Annotated in this window: 18 protein-coding genes; 2 read left to right on the top strand and 16 right to left on the bottom strand. The window is 40.9% G+C overall.

Annotated features, from left to right (window positions below):
• Nucleotides 1–62 precede the first annotated feature (62 nt).
• From G6W45_RS07870 to G6W45_RS07830, 9 genes are all read right to left on the bottom strand, one after another.
• Nucleotides 63–1,250, bottom strand: a complete 1,188-nt coding sequence (locus tag G6W45_RS07870; RefSeq protein WP_194168111.1) for a tRNA nucleotidyltransferase/poly(A) polymerase-related protein — start codon at nucleotides 1,248–1,250, stop codon at nucleotides 63–65.
• Nucleotides 1,210–1,626 (bottom strand): CiaD-like domain-containing protein, encoded by a 417-nt coding sequence (locus G6W45_RS07865; protein ID WP_194168110.1) that lies wholly within the window; start codon nucleotides 1,624–1,626, stop codon nucleotides 1,210–1,212. The genes G6W45_RS07870 and G6W45_RS07865 overlap by 41 nt, the downstream gene beginning before the upstream one ends.
• Nucleotides 1,623–1,868, bottom strand: coding sequence for a hypothetical protein (locus G6W45_RS07860; protein WP_021091490.1), 246 nt, complete (start codon nucleotides 1,866–1,868; stop codon nucleotides 1,623–1,625). Before G6W45_RS07860 ends, G6W45_RS07865 begins: the two co-directional genes overlap by 4 nt.
• Nucleotides 1,865–2,932, bottom strand: coding sequence for a 3-isopropylmalate dehydrogenase (leuB, locus tag G6W45_RS07855; protein WP_194168109.1), 1,068 nt, complete (start codon nucleotides 2,930–2,932; stop codon nucleotides 1,865–1,867). Before leuB ends, G6W45_RS07860 begins: the two co-directional genes overlap by 4 nt.
• Before the next feature lie 9 nt (nucleotides 2,933–2,941).
• Nucleotides 2,942–3,421, bottom strand: a complete 480-nt coding sequence (locus tag G6W45_RS07850; protein ID WP_194168108.1) for a 3-isopropylmalate dehydratase small subunit — start codon at nucleotides 3,419–3,421, stop codon at nucleotides 2,942–2,944.
• Between the two features lie 123 nt (nucleotides 3,422–3,544).
• The gene (locus tag G6W45_RS07845) at nucleotides 3,545–3,727 is read right to left on the bottom strand and encodes a YgaP family membrane protein (RefSeq protein WP_072594653.1); all 183 of its coding nucleotides are present in this window, start codon (nucleotides 3,725–3,727) and stop codon (nucleotides 3,545–3,547) included.
• A gap of 4 nt (nucleotides 3,728–3,731) precedes the next feature.
• Nucleotides 3,732–3,893 carry a YgaP family membrane protein gene (locus tag G6W45_RS07840; RefSeq protein WP_021091464.1) on the bottom strand — a complete coding sequence of 54 codons (162 nt, stop codon included), beginning with the start codon at nucleotides 3,891–3,893 and terminating at the stop codon, nucleotides 3,732–3,734.
• Nucleotides 3,894–3,903: 10 nt separating this feature from the next.
• Nucleotides 3,904–5,241 (bottom strand): NAD(P)/FAD-dependent oxidoreductase, encoded by a 1,338-nt coding sequence (locus tag G6W45_RS07835; RefSeq protein ID WP_194168107.1) that lies wholly within the window; start codon nucleotides 5,239–5,241, stop codon nucleotides 3,904–3,906.
• Between the two features lie 84 nt (nucleotides 5,242–5,325).
• Nucleotides 5,326–5,970 carry a Crp/Fnr family transcriptional regulator gene (locus G6W45_RS07830; protein ID WP_103560655.1) on the bottom strand — a complete coding sequence of 215 codons (645 nt, stop codon included), beginning with the start codon at nucleotides 5,968–5,970 and terminating at the stop codon, nucleotides 5,326–5,328.
• Nucleotides 5,971–6,053: 83 nt separating this feature from the next.
• Here G6W45_RS07830 and G6W45_RS07825 point away from each other — a divergent pair, with 83 nt between their 5' ends.
• Nucleotides 6,054–7,013 carry an SLAC1 anion channel family protein gene (locus tag G6W45_RS07825; RefSeq protein WP_194168106.1) on the top strand — a complete coding sequence of 320 codons (960 nt, stop codon included), beginning with the start codon at nucleotides 6,054–6,056 and terminating at the stop codon, nucleotides 7,011–7,013.
• Between the two features lie 20 nt (nucleotides 7,014–7,033).
• Here G6W45_RS07825 and G6W45_RS07820 read toward each other — a convergent pair whose 3' ends face one another.
• The 7 genes from G6W45_RS07820 to G6W45_RS07790 form a co-directional block, all read right to left on the bottom strand.
• Nucleotides 7,034–7,885 carry a hypothetical protein gene (locus tag G6W45_RS07820; protein ID WP_194168105.1) on the bottom strand — a complete coding sequence of 284 codons (852 nt, stop codon included), beginning with the start codon at nucleotides 7,883–7,885 and terminating at the stop codon, nucleotides 7,034–7,036.
• A 169-nt stretch (nucleotides 7,886–8,054) separates the two neighbouring features.
• Nucleotides 8,055–8,951, bottom strand: a complete 897-nt coding sequence (locus tag G6W45_RS07815; protein WP_194168104.1) for a DUF4299 family protein — start codon at nucleotides 8,949–8,951, stop codon at nucleotides 8,055–8,057.
• A 19-nt stretch (nucleotides 8,952–8,970) separates the two neighbouring features.
• A complete protein-coding gene (locus G6W45_RS07810; RefSeq protein ID WP_194168103.1) occupies nucleotides 8,971–9,330 on the bottom strand; it encodes a DsrE/DsrF/TusD sulfur relay family protein in 360 nt (119 codons plus the stop codon).
• Nucleotides 9,331–9,404: 74 nt separating this feature from the next.
• Nucleotides 9,405–10,004: a LysE family translocator gene (locus tag G6W45_RS07805; RefSeq protein ID WP_194168102.1), complete on the bottom strand. Its 600-nt coding sequence runs from the start codon at nucleotides 10,002–10,004 to the stop codon at nucleotides 9,405–9,407.
• Nucleotides 10,005–10,113: 109 nt separating this feature from the next.
• Nucleotides 10,114–11,160 (bottom strand): type II asparaginase, encoded by a 1,047-nt coding sequence (locus tag G6W45_RS07800; RefSeq protein ID WP_035167528.1) that lies wholly within the window; start codon nucleotides 11,158–11,160, stop codon nucleotides 10,114–10,116.
• Between the two features lie 85 nt (nucleotides 11,161–11,245).
• Nucleotides 11,246–11,581 carry a branched-chain amino acid transport AzlD family protein gene (locus G6W45_RS07795; protein ID WP_194168101.1) on the bottom strand — a complete coding sequence of 112 codons (336 nt, stop codon included), beginning with the start codon at nucleotides 11,579–11,581 and terminating at the stop codon, nucleotides 11,246–11,248.
• Nucleotides 11,578–12,240, bottom strand: a complete 663-nt coding sequence (locus tag G6W45_RS07790) for an AzlC family ABC transporter permease (RefSeq protein ID WP_194168100.1) — start codon at nucleotides 12,238–12,240, stop codon at nucleotides 11,578–11,580. The genes G6W45_RS07795 and G6W45_RS07790 overlap by 4 nt, the downstream gene beginning before the upstream one ends.
• Before the next feature lie 103 nt (nucleotides 12,241–12,343).
• Here G6W45_RS07790 and G6W45_RS07785 point away from each other — a divergent pair, with 103 nt between their 5' ends.
• Nucleotides 12,344–12,793 carry a tetratricopeptide repeat protein gene (locus G6W45_RS07785; RefSeq protein WP_194168099.1) on the top strand — a complete coding sequence of 150 codons (450 nt, stop codon included), beginning with the start codon at nucleotides 12,344–12,346 and terminating at the stop codon, nucleotides 12,791–12,793.
• The last annotated feature ends 166 nt before the right edge of the window (nucleotides 12,794–12,959 follow it).

Genomic DNA, 12,959 nt, shown 5'->3' with positions numbered 1-12,959 from the left:
CCTTAAAAAGTGTTATAAACTAGCCTATTTTAGCCAAAATGGGCTTTTAAGAGTTTTAAAGACTAATCTTTTCTAGGCTTACGCTCGCTTAGATATTTTGAAATTTCAAGCTCTTGCCTACGTTTTATCTCTTTTGCGATCTCTTCGTTTTTAAAACCAGCTGATAAAATTTCTGCCACATCAACTTTCGCATCAAATTTTGCCTCATAAATTCCAAGCTTCACAGCACGCTCTATCCGCTCTTTATTATAAGCTCCAAGCCACGATTTTATAGGCATATTTAGAGCAATTTGCATTAGCTCTTTATCGCTTGGCATGTCCTTAAAATAAGGCTGCTTTAAGATAGAAAAGTAGCTTTTTGGCAGACGCATTTTTTCTAGAATTTCCTTTGCGTCAAGCTCAAATTTACCAAAAAGCATATATAAAAATAGCCTCTCGTCATCCACGAAATTTCTAGCACTTTTAAGCTCAGTCAAAAACTCATCATCTTTATAAATTTGCACGCCAAAAATTTCTTTAAAAAGTCCAAGCTCAAAAATATAGTAAGCTCCTTTTTCTAGATGCTTTGCGCGAAAAAATTTAATAAGCTCAGTATTTATCCTATCTTTGCTTAAAAACTCTAAACTAAGGCTTTTCATAAGAGCTAGCGTCTCATCAGCTATGCTAAAATCAAGCCTAGAGCTAAACTGCACTCCTCTAAGAACCCTTAGTAGATCTTCTTTAAATTTTTTACTATCAATGTGCCTTAATGTCTTGTTTGCTAAATCTTGCTTCCCGCCGTAAAAGTCTAAAATTTCTCCGTTAAAGATATTCATCATCATGGCATTTATCGTGAAATCTCGCCTAAGGCTCGCCATTTTGGGATCATTAATATAGCTTACTGCAAAGTCTTTGTGTGAATTTCCAGTTTTGCTCTCGCTTCTTGGAAGCCCAATATCGTAGTTTTTGTATTTGTAGATGAAGTAGCTTTTGCCAACGCCACTAGCGCCTATGCTAGCCATTAGCTCATTAAATTTTAAAGGCTCAATGTCATAAACTTCGATGTCATAATCATAAATTTCTCGCCCCAAGAACGCATCTCTCACACAGCCACCAACTAGATAAACACGTGAAGTAAATGGGGCAAATAGCGATCTAAAAAAGTCTAGCTCGCTATTTTTATAAATTTCATTTTTGATTTTTATCTCATTTTTTGAGCCATCTAATGGCTTATTTTGAGAGATTTTGGAGTCTATTTTCGATATTTGCAAGGGTAAATTCTAAAAATTTTGTCGTTAGCTCAAGCCTTGAAGCGAGATTTTGCTCAGGAGTTTGTTTAAGCCCTTCAAAAAGCACTTCTATGCGTTCAGCAAGGTTTGCTAAGAAAATTTTCTCTTCGCTCACCTCTCTACTTTTTGTTAGACTTTCTGGCTCCTCTTTTAACTCAAACGCTTGCTCATTTTGTAAATTTGTCTCAACTTTTAGCTCGTTATTTAGTGCATTTTCATTAGATTCTATAGCCAAAAGCTCTTTTTTTAAATTCTCACGCTCAAGCTCTTCTTGCTTTTTACTTTGCAATGCTTCTATTTTCTCAAGCTCAGCGCTAACCTCACTGATTGCCATTCTAGCGATATCATCAAGCTTCATAATCTTATCAACCACCTTTTAAATTCATTTATCTCTTCATCACTTTTCATCGCTATAAAAAACTCTTTCATCTGCTCGTTTTTTATCGCTCGTTCTTTGCGAAGTCCGCTCAGGCGGTTTATCGCACTAAGGGCATCTTTGTTTGACGGATCTTGCTTTAAGATATTTTTATAAATTTCAAGTGCATCATCTTTTAGCCCCTGAGCTTCGTAGATCAGTGCTTCAGTGATTGTGTTTTTCATTTTTTGATAAATCCTGCGATAACATCGCCTATCTCGCTAGTTGAGCAAATTTCAACCGCGTTAAAAGCAGCGATATCTTTTGTTCTATAACCTTTTGCAAGCGCCTCTTTAACAGCATTTTCTATCGCATCTGCGGCTTCATTTTCACTAAATGCGTATCTTAGCATCATAGCTGCACTTAAAATTGTTGCGATTGGATTTGCTATGCCCTGCCCTGCGATGTCTGGAGCTGAGCCGTGTATTGGCTCATAAATTCCCACTTTACCGCCCATACTAGCGCTTGGCAAAAGTCCTATCGAGCCACAAACCATACTCGCTTCGTCACTTAAGATGTCGCCGAATAAATTTTCAGTAAGGATGACGTCAAAATTTACTGGCGCTCTTACTAGCTGCATCGCTGCGTTATCGACGTACATAAAGCTAAGCTCTACTTCAGGGTAATTTTTAACCACTTCGCTAGTCACCTCACGCCAAAGCTGACTTGTCTCAAGCACATTTGCCTTATCGACCATACATACCTTTTTCTTGCGAAGCATTGCTGTTTCAAAAGCGATCTTTGCTATACGCTCGATCTCCATTTTAGAATAAACCATCGTATTAAACGCTCTATCTTCGCCTTTTTCACGTGGCTGCCCAAAATAAAGCCCTCCAGTTAGCTCACGAACCACAACAAAATCAACGCCTCTTAAAACCTCTGGCTTTAGCGTGCTAGCATCCACTAGCTCATCAAAAACAATGGCTGGACGTAAATTTGCATAAGCTTCAAGCTCTTTTCTAATCTTTAAAAGTCCGCTCTCTGGCCTTAGATGTCTTGGCAGGCTATCCCACTTCTCACCGCCGATCGCTCCAAAAAGCACAGCATCAGAGTTTAGAGCAGAACTAAGCGTCTCGTCTGGCAAAGGTACGCCAAATACATCATAAGCTGCACCACCCATAAGCTTGTAGTCGTATTCAAATTTTATCCCAAACTCAGCGCTAACAACATCTAAAATTTTTATCGCCTCATCTATGATCTCAGGGCCGATGCCATCGCCTTTTATAACGCAAATTTTATAGTTTTTCATCGCCGCTCCTTAGTTCATCTTCGCTTTTGCATACTCGATAAGTCCGCCAGCGTTTAGAAGCTCTTGCATAAACGGCGGTATAGGGCTAAATTTATACTCTTTGCCGCTGGTTAGATTTACGACCGCGCCGTTATCTACGTCTATTTTTAGTTCGTCGCCCTCGTTTATTTCGTCCGTTTCTTTGATTTCAAGTATCAAAAGTCCCGTATTAAAGCTATTTCTATAAAAAATTCTCGCATAGCTTTTAGCTATCACCGCACCAATGCCGGCAGCTTTAAGCGCGATAGGAGCGTGCTCGCGAGAGCTACCGCAGCCGAAATTTTCGCCCGCTACGATAATATCGCCCTTATCTATCTTGGCGCTAAAATTAGGATCGGCGTCCTCCATTATATGTTTTGCTAAGATATTTTCGTCGGAAGTATTTAAGTATCTGGCGGCGATAATTATATCGGTATCAATATTGTCGCCGAATTTCCAAACTTTATTCATCGTTTCGCCTTTTTTAAATTTTCGAGATTTTAGCCAAAAGTAGCTAAATAATTCATCAAACGGCGAATAAAATTTGCGGCCCAAACGGCTAAAGGGCAAGGCAAAGGGCGTTAAACGCCCCTTTTATTTTTTTAAATTTAAAGAACACCTGCCTAGGAATTTACACGCCGGGCAAAAACCCGTAACGCCGACGATAATCGGGATTAACCCGATTAACGCCCAGTAGCTCTCGTAAAAATACCAAACCGCTACCGTAAAAATCAGCCCCAGTACGACCCTAATAATTCTACTTTTTACGCTTACCATATTTTTACCTTTTCTTGAAAATTTTATAAAGCGGGCAGTAACCGTAATATCCCGTTAAAAGCGGAATTAGCCCGACCGTCCACAACCAGCAGTCGCAAATAAATCCGAAAATAAAAAACCAAATCGCCGCTATAATCAAACGTATAGTTTTATCTAAAACGCTCATTTTATCTCCTTTAAGCTAAAGCTTTTAGCATTCCGTTCATAACCATAGGTTTAAATCCGTAAATTTTAACCAGCCAACTCATATAGCTCTCTCTGGTAGCGCCGAAGCACTCTAGCGTCGGAGCCGTTCCTTCCCAGTCGAACTCTACCATTATGGCCTTGCCGTATTTAGTAATAAAAGGGCAAGCCGTATATCCGGTGAATTTCTCGCTAGGTTCTCGTCCTTTTATCGTATCGGCTAAATTTTTAGCTAAGATCGGATACATTTTCCTAACGCTAGCCCCCGTTTTACCGGACGCAAATCCGCAAATATCGCCGATACCGAATATATTTTTAAATTTTGTACTTTGCAGGCTGTATTTATCGACGGCTAGGAAATTTAGCTTGTCGCCCTCTTTAGTTAGGCCGGCGCGAGCTAAAATTTCGCTTCCTTTTTGCTTGGGCGGCAAGTGGAGCCAGTCGTATTTTACGTCGATTAGCTCGGACGCGATTTTATCTTCGCCGTTTTGCCTATACACCGTCCAAAACTCGAAAGTGGCGGTACTTGAGCTTTTATCGACGGCTACGATTTGGTGGCGAAGATTAAATTTTATCTTTCTTTTTATCATTATTTGAGTCATCGCCGCGGCATAAGTCGGATCGCCGAAAAGCTTGCCACCGCCGACGTAAAGATTAACGCTGCCTTTATCGCGGTTGCCGGCCAACCTCAGCCTATCTTCGCTCATGCATGTTACTTTTTTATTAGCGCCGCTGCATTTCATCGGGGTTTTTTGATCGCAAAATACCGCCGCGCCGCCGTTTTGAGAGAATTTTTTCATCAGTTCGTTGCTTTTTACGGCGCCTTGTAGAGTGTAGACGGAGGATATGTTGCCGCTCGTATCGTTAATATCCTCTAAGCTCAGCCCCTTAACGGCTTCAAAGTCGTATTCCACGCCGCTTGCTACGATTAGATAATCATACCCCAGCTCGCTCCCGTCGTCTAAGACGAGCAGATTAGCTTCGGGCTTTATCTGCGATACGTTTTTGCGTATCCACTCGGCTCCTTGCGGGATATAATCCGCTTTTTCGTAAACGACGTCGCTAGCTTCGTAAATTCCGACGGCGATTAGCGTAAAGCCCGGCTGATAGTAAAATTTCTCGTCTTTATCCACGAGAATTACCTTGGCGTTAGGCATATCTCTTCTAAGTTTAGCCGCCAATGCGATACCGCTAAGTCCCGCGCCCATTATGACGATTTTAGAATTTATATCGTCGTTTTCGTCGCCCGTTGCCGAGCAACCGCTCATACTCGCGGCTAGTCCAGCGGCCCCCATTAGCTTTAAAGCGTCTCTTCTTTGCAGTCCTTTCATAAATTCTCCTTTTAAACGAGTTTATGAAATGCTACCTAAAAACGGCCGTCCTCTCCGTAACAAAGTTACCTTAAAACGAGAATTTTAAGAAACAAGCCTTATTTCGCCGCGGCTTTGCGTTATTTGCCCGCTTCTCTCAAGCTCTTTTAGTACCCTAGATACCGCCTCTCTAGCGCTTCCTAGATGATTCGCCAGCTCTTCGTGAGTTATTTTTATAAAATTTTCGTTTAGATTTTCGATGCTTTGGGATAAGAAATTCATAATCCGCGCCGAAAGCGGCGAAAACAAAGCCTGTTCCATAACGTTTATCGTTCTGGCAAACCGATCGGCTACGATTTTTAGAGTAAAATTTAAAATGCTCGGATATTTTTCTTTAAGAGGTTTGTAAATTCGCGCCGGAATAACGATAATCTCGCTATCTTGCTCGATTTCGACGCTTACTTTATTTTCTAGCGAATTTATAGAACACGTATCGCACAGTACGCAACTCTCGTCTTTAGTTAGCCTAAATATCGTTATTTCCTTTGCGCTAGACGACACGAACGCCCTTAAAACGCCTTTTAGTATAAGGATAAATCCGAAGCAATCGTTTCCGGAGTAAAATATATCGCCCTTTTTTACGGTTTTTAGATACGCGTTAGCAAAGATCGCATTTAGATCCTCGCTTGCTAGATCGAAATTATTCGTAAACCTCTCGCGCAAAATTTCTTTTAACTCTTCGCTTAGCATTTTGCCCTTTCGTGACTTCGTTACAAAAATTTAACCTTATTATAGGTAATATTGCATAAAAATTTAATACGAAAAGAAAAACAATGCACGACGTTAAGAAAAACGACTCGCAAAGCAAAATAAAATCGCTACCGATTATGCTTTTTGCCGGTACTATGGGGCTTGGAGGGCTTTGCGCGGCTTATAAGAAATTAAGCGAGATATTTGATTTACCGAGCGAGATATTCTCGGCGCTTAGAGCGCTAGACTGCACGGTATTTTGCCTACTTTCGGCGTTTTACATCTTTAAGCTTTTAAAATTTAAAGAAGAGGTAAAGGCCGAATTTTCGCACCCTATAAGGATAAATTTTTTCGGCGGATTTATCATCTCGCTTTTTCTTTTAGCTCTAGCCTACAAAGACGCGCCGCGACTATACTACTCGCTTTTTTACGCGGCTTTAGGCTTGCAAACGATTTTTACGCTTTACGTAATTTCTTTTTGGATCGACGAAAAATTCGATATCGCGACGCTAAATCCGGCATGGTTTATCCCCGTAGTGGGCAACTTGCTAATCCCGATCATAGCCGAAAAATCTCAGGCGATCTGGTATTATTTTAGTTTGGGGCTATTTTTCTGGATTATTTTATTCGCCGTTATATTTTACAGATTAGTCTTTTGGGATAAGCTAGCCGACAAATTCGTCCCGACGCTAGTCATTACGCTAGCGCCGCCGGCTATGGCGTTTTTAGGATACGTAAAATTAACCGAGCGATTCGACGCTTTTGCGGCGATACTACTTAATATAAACGTATTTTTCGCAGCGCTTATACTTTTTTCGTATAAAAGATTTATTAAACTCAAATTCGCCCTATCGTGGTGGGCTTTTACCTTCCCGACGGCCGCTAGCTCCATAGCGTTTTTAAAAGCTTACGAAATTACGCAAAGCGATTTTTACTTAGTTTTAGGAGTCGGCGCTTTTGCGGCTCTAGTCGCTTCGATTTTGATAGTCGGATTTTTAACGGTTAAATCTATAATAAACGGCGAAATTTTTTCGGAAAAATAACCTTAGCTCAAAAATTTACTTTAGTAGTATTCGTAGCTGATTTCTAGCTTTTTATATAGGCCGATTTTCGTTATGTCGCCATTTTCGTAGTATTTGTCCGCGGGCTTAAATTTGACCGAGGTTTTACGCGTCAAATTTCCTCGCTCATCCCTCGTTATATCTTTAAACTGCAATATTTGCCAGATTTTTGCCTCGGAGCCGAAGTAATTCACCGACGTATACTCCATCTCGTCGCCGTTTGCGGCGTAGTAATAAACCCATTTTGAGTTCGGGGCTTGCGTGGTTTTTTCGTATTCGCCGTTTGGCTTGCGCTCGAAGCTTATCTCTATGCCGTGCCGCGGCTCCATATTATTTTCTATCCGAGCTAAAACGCCATTTTCGTCGTAGATATAGCTATCGTCCGTCACTAGCGTCCCGCCCGAATACGCCGCCCTAGCGATCATTTTGCCGTCCTTGCCGTAGGTAATTTTCTCCGTGCGGGGATAAAATTTATCCTCCACGTGCTGTTCTTTGGCCGTCGCGACTAAATTTTCGCCGTCAAATTCGTATTCGTAGAGATAAACGGCGCTATCTTGATATTTTTTGCGCACTCGCCCGTCTTTGCCGTACTCAAACAAAACCGAGCCGTTTGGCGCGCCGTTTATATGCTCGGTTTCTTGCACTATATAGCCGTTTTCGTTAAACTCCGTTCGCTTTACGCGCGTATTTTCTAGCGCGCCGGAGCCGTCCATTGAGTATTCATACTCCGTAGCCGTCATGCTTTTTACCTCGCCTTTTAGCTCTCTTTTGCTCCAGTCGTTTTGCGGTAAAACGGCCGAGTTTAGATAGCAAACCGCCGATGCCGCCGCTAAAATAGCCTTTAAAATTTTCATTTTTATCCTTTTTCAAATCACGCAAAGCCTAGATTAGTTTAGCCTAAAAGGCGGCGATACCGGTAAAATCCTAGCTTCTATGAGTTTAAATACGCGCTTGAAACCGACTTAAATTTTTAAGCAAGCCTGAGGCGAATTTTCATTTCCGGGCGGTCTATAAAATTTAAACCTAAGCTTCATTTGCCTTTTTAAAAATTTCTCTCATCTCTTCTTCGCTAAGCGGCTCAACCAGTATATTTGCGGCGTCTATGAAGCGATATTTTTCTTTTGGCAGATTTACCATAAAAGCGCCATATTCGCATTCGCCGAGCACGTGCGCGTCCCTATCGTCTAAGCCCACAACTAGCGTAAGTATCCAGCGCGAGACCTTGCGCTCTCCTAGAACTTCTTGTGCCTGCCACGACGGAGAAGGGGCATAAGGCAAGATGGTCGGTAAATTTTCGCTAAGCGTATACGCGCCAAAAATTTCGTTGCCGTCTTTATCTTCGTATAAATTCTCTCTTGCGTTATAAGCGTCAAGATACTGCACCCGCCTCATCATCTCATCAAATTTAGCCGCAGGGCTAGCGCTTGCAAAAATTTCATCTATCATAACCGCATCAAACGCCACGTCGCGCTTCAGGCCAGAGATATAAAGCGTTTGATTTTTCTCTTTTGCCTCCTTTAGAACCTCAAATCCCCACATTATGTCGGCTTCATAATCAAATTTTAGAATTTGCTCGCTATCGTAAATTTCTTCATTGTCGCACTCTATTTTCGAGCCGGTTTTGGCTGAAATTTTAGAAAGAAACAAAATCGCCGTCTGCCAGTCGCCAACGCCGCTTGGAGTGCAGACTCGAACGATATATTTGCCGTCTTCGTAGCTTAGCTCAAAACCGCGAGCGCTCTTTTGCCATACGCCAGCGATCATCACGTTTTCGTTTAGCGAAAGCTCGCTCGGCTCGTCGTTTTGGCTATTAAAAAAGCAAAATCCGTCTATAAACTCTGAAATTTCACGCTCGCTTAGCGCCTTTTCATATCCGCCGAAAAGCTTCTTTTTATTTCTTACCTTAAATGTTACGCTCATAAATTCTCTTTCGCCTACTCTAAAACGTCATTACTTGATCGCACTGCCTAACCCACTCGGACAAGATATCCATGCTGCCTTTCACCTCAGCCTCGAAATAAGGCTCTCCCGCATACAAACCGCATCTCGTTTGGCAGCTACCGCAAACCTTTAGCATAGCGCCGCTAGCATAAAGCTCTTTTAACATCGTTACTAGATCTACGTCGTAGTTTTCCGGCTTTTTGGTGCTATTTCGCGCAAGATCGACCGCATCGTTCATTAGAAAAATTCTAACCTCTTCGCCTTTTTCTTTTAGCGTTTTAGCTAGCCTTAATGCGTTGTAAGCATTATCGGTACCGTTGTATGGTTGATTTGTAAGTATAAATAGAAATTTTTTCATCCTTTTCTCCTTTTGCCAAAAATGTAGCGCAAACCGGGCAAATTTTAGCCAAGCTATATAAAAAGAGGCTAAATTTATCTAAAAAGTAAAAGTACGCCGATCGTGCAGACGATAATGGCGGTGCAAATTTCAAGTAGCCTTAGGTGCGTTTGTAGAAATTTCTTTAGCATAGCTCCGCCAAGCGCATAGATATTTAGCGAACAAAACTCGATGAAAACGAGCGTTGCCGCGATCGCGCACATACGAGTTAGACTAAAGAGATCGTCTTTATCCAAAAACGTAGGTAGCAAAGCCGAGAAAAATATCCATGCCTTTGGATTTGTGAAGCAAACGATGAGGCCGTTTATAAACATCTGCTTTTTGCTTGGCAAATTTAAGACGTTCGTGATACTAAGCTCGCCCTTACCAAAAAGAAGCATCGCGCCAAGATAGAACATATAAAGCCCTGCAATGATGTTTAGCGCCTTAAATGCATACTCAAAATGATGAAGCACCGCACCCACGCCAAGCATACAGCAAAATGCCACGAAAGCAAGCGAAAGAAGCTGTCCGGTCATCATAATAAGCGAGTGCTTATAGCCAAAGCTCATACCGATACTCATCGCATAGGTCATGTTGATGCCTGGCATTAACGAGATAGGAGCAAGCGTAGCAAAAAAGAGTAAGAAGTCCATAAAAAGCCTTGAAATTTAGCTAACAAATATAAAATTTTAAGCTATAAATCAGATCCCGCGATCAAATTTATAGCTTAAATTTAAAAGGCGGACCAAGCCGCCTCTTTTTTTAGTGAGTTAAGAAATACTCTTGAATTTTGGCTTTGTCGCTTGTTTTTGTAAGCGCAAGCATCAAAAGCACTCTAGCTTTTTGTGCGTTTAGATTATCGCTTGTTAAAAAGCCGTATTTTGCGTCGTCTACTTCGCCGTTCATGGTCGTCTCGCCACTTCCTACACGTGAGTCGCGAACCACCACTACGCCAGCTTTTGAAGCCTCACCAAGTGCGTCAAGTACGCTAAAGTAAGGGTTGCCGTTGCCAAGACCAGCGCTGATGATGCCTTTTGCGCCGTTTTTAACAGCTATGTTTACAAAGTCAGGGTTGTCATTTGCATGAGAGTAAATGATATCAACTCTTGGAAGTTCTTTTACTCCCTCTAGATCAAATGCTGATTTTGCTGTGTGTTTTCTGATCGGATTCATATAGTATTTTACGTTGCCATAAAAGACTGTGCCGATCTTACCGCTGTTTGGTGATTTAAATGTATCAACACCTGTTGTGTTGGTTTTTGTTACCTCACGAGCCGCGTGAATTTCGTCATTCATAGTAACCACAACGCCTTTGCCTACGCTATCTTTGCTAATAGCTACGTTTACAGCGTTAAATAAATTTAGTGGACCATCCGCGCTTAGTGAGCCGCTATTTCTCATCGCGCCTACAAGCACAACTGGTTTGTCGCTTTTAACGACTAAATTTAGAAAGTAAGCTGTCTCTTCCATAGTATCCGTTCCGTGAGTAACGACGATACCATCAGCCTTGCCACTGTTTAGAAGCTCGTTGATTCTATTTGCAAGCTTTAGCCAAACTTCATTGTTCATATCCTGTGAGCCGATATTTGAAATTTGCTCGCCTTTTATGGTAGCGATCTTGTTTATATCTGGCACGGCTGCGATAAGTTTATCGACCGTAACAGTTCCAGAAGTATAGCTTGAATCAAGTGAGCCTGAGCCGCTTCCTGCTATCGTTCCACCAGTAGCTAGGATGTAGATGGTTGGCTTAGCAACCGCTAAAGTAGCACCTAAAATCATGAGTAACACCGCCTTAAAGATTAAACGCATTTTAGCTCCTTTGCATTAAAATTTGCTAGAGCATTATAACGTCATATATTTAAAAAATTTATTAATTTTTTAAATTTATATTTATTTAAAAAATTCTTATCAAAAGCATATAAATTCCAGTCGAAATGACTATGCTAAGAAGGGCATTTTTGAATTTCAAATGCACCAAAACAGCCGTTAAAACCGCCACTATCTCGCTTAAGCCGTATGGAAACTCACTAAATTTCGTATCTTTTAGCCCGTAGCAAACCAAAACGACCATTATCATCATACCCATGTGCTTTTCAATGGCGTCTAAATAAGGATTTGACTTATAGTTTCTTAACGCATAAAACGGCGTTGCTCTCGTTATAAAAGTAGCCAAGGCGCTTAAAAGCACCGCCACAAAAAGCACCATCTCGCTTGAGCTTACACTTATCAAATTTTATCCTTGAACAAAAGCAAAAATATAAAACAAAGCGCCATTGAGCCAACAAGCACAAATTTAGCTGGAAAGAGGCTCACTCCAAGCACGCCAAAAAAGGCCGCTGCAAAGAGCACGCGGTAGTTTTTGTCATTTTTGAACATCTCGATGACGATTACTATAAAAAGCGAGGTCAAACTAAACTCAAGGCCTTTTGTATCGGCTTTTATAAGGTCACCAAGTATCGCACCAAGAAGTGTTCCAGCCGCCCAGTATGACCACGAAAGTAGATTTAGCCATGTAAAGACAAAGCTACGATCACTCGCCTCTTTTAGTCCCAAATTTTTAAATATCGCAAAGGTCTCATCTGTTAGCAAAGCGATGTTTAAAAGCCTAAATTTGATCTCACTATACTCTTTTAAAAGTGAAATTCCATAAAAAGTGTGACGCAAATTTACAAGGTAGCTCACGATAAAAACCTCAACATAGCTCGTGCCAACGCTAAAGAGCGAGAGCATCATAAACTGCGCTGCGCCGCCGTATGCTAACGTACTAAGCGCCACAGCAATAAATGCGCTAACACCCATACTTTTAGCCAAAATGCCAAATGCGACACCAAGCGGAAAATAGCCCATAAAGATAGGAATGGATAGTTTAAAAACGTAGTTAAATGTCAAAATTTTGCCTTGATAAAAGCCGAAATGTTAGCAAAATTTGAAAAATTTAGAGTAAAAATGGAGTTAAATTTTATAAAATTATAGAAATTTTTGGAGTTAAAAGATGAAAAAGGTAATTCTAATTTTATTTTGTATTCTTTTTTCTTGGAGTAAAAATTTTGATACCACTAAGCTTGAAAGTGAATGCGCTTTAAATAACGTAGAAAGCTGCACCGATCTTATATATATCTACCTTGACAAAAATAAGCGCGATAAAATGTCAGCTATGGCAAACAAGGCCTGTGAGCTAGGCAATCCACATAGCTGTCTATTTTTAGGAAATATATATCTACAAAAAGACACCCTAGCACAAGAAAAAGAAGAAGGGCTTAGGCTTTATAATAAGGCTTGCGAACTAAAAAATGCATTTGCTTGCTACACCCTTGCACTCATCTACGAAGCTGGAGATACTGGTATATTGCAAGATAAAAATAGAGCAAAAAACTACTACAAAAGAGCCTGCGAGCTTGATTTGGATGAAGCTTGCAGTAGCTTAAAATTTTTAATTAATTAAAAACTGCTTTTATTCTTGCTCCTAAAAGCAGAAATTTTAGACGAGATGTGCCAAATTTTAATTTCGCCCAAATTAATGCGTTTGCTTTATCGAGTCCTTGCCTTTTGGCGTTTTGTTTAAAAAGTAAAATACCTCAAGTGTAAAAGAAAGTAGTATAAGCCCAACG

The organism is Campylobacter concisus, from assembly GCF_015229955.1.
Classification (GTDB): domain Bacteria; phylum Campylobacterota; class Campylobacteria; order Campylobacterales; family Campylobacteraceae; genus Campylobacter_A; species Campylobacter_A concisus_AT.
This window is presented reverse-complemented; position numbering and strand designations above follow the sequence as displayed.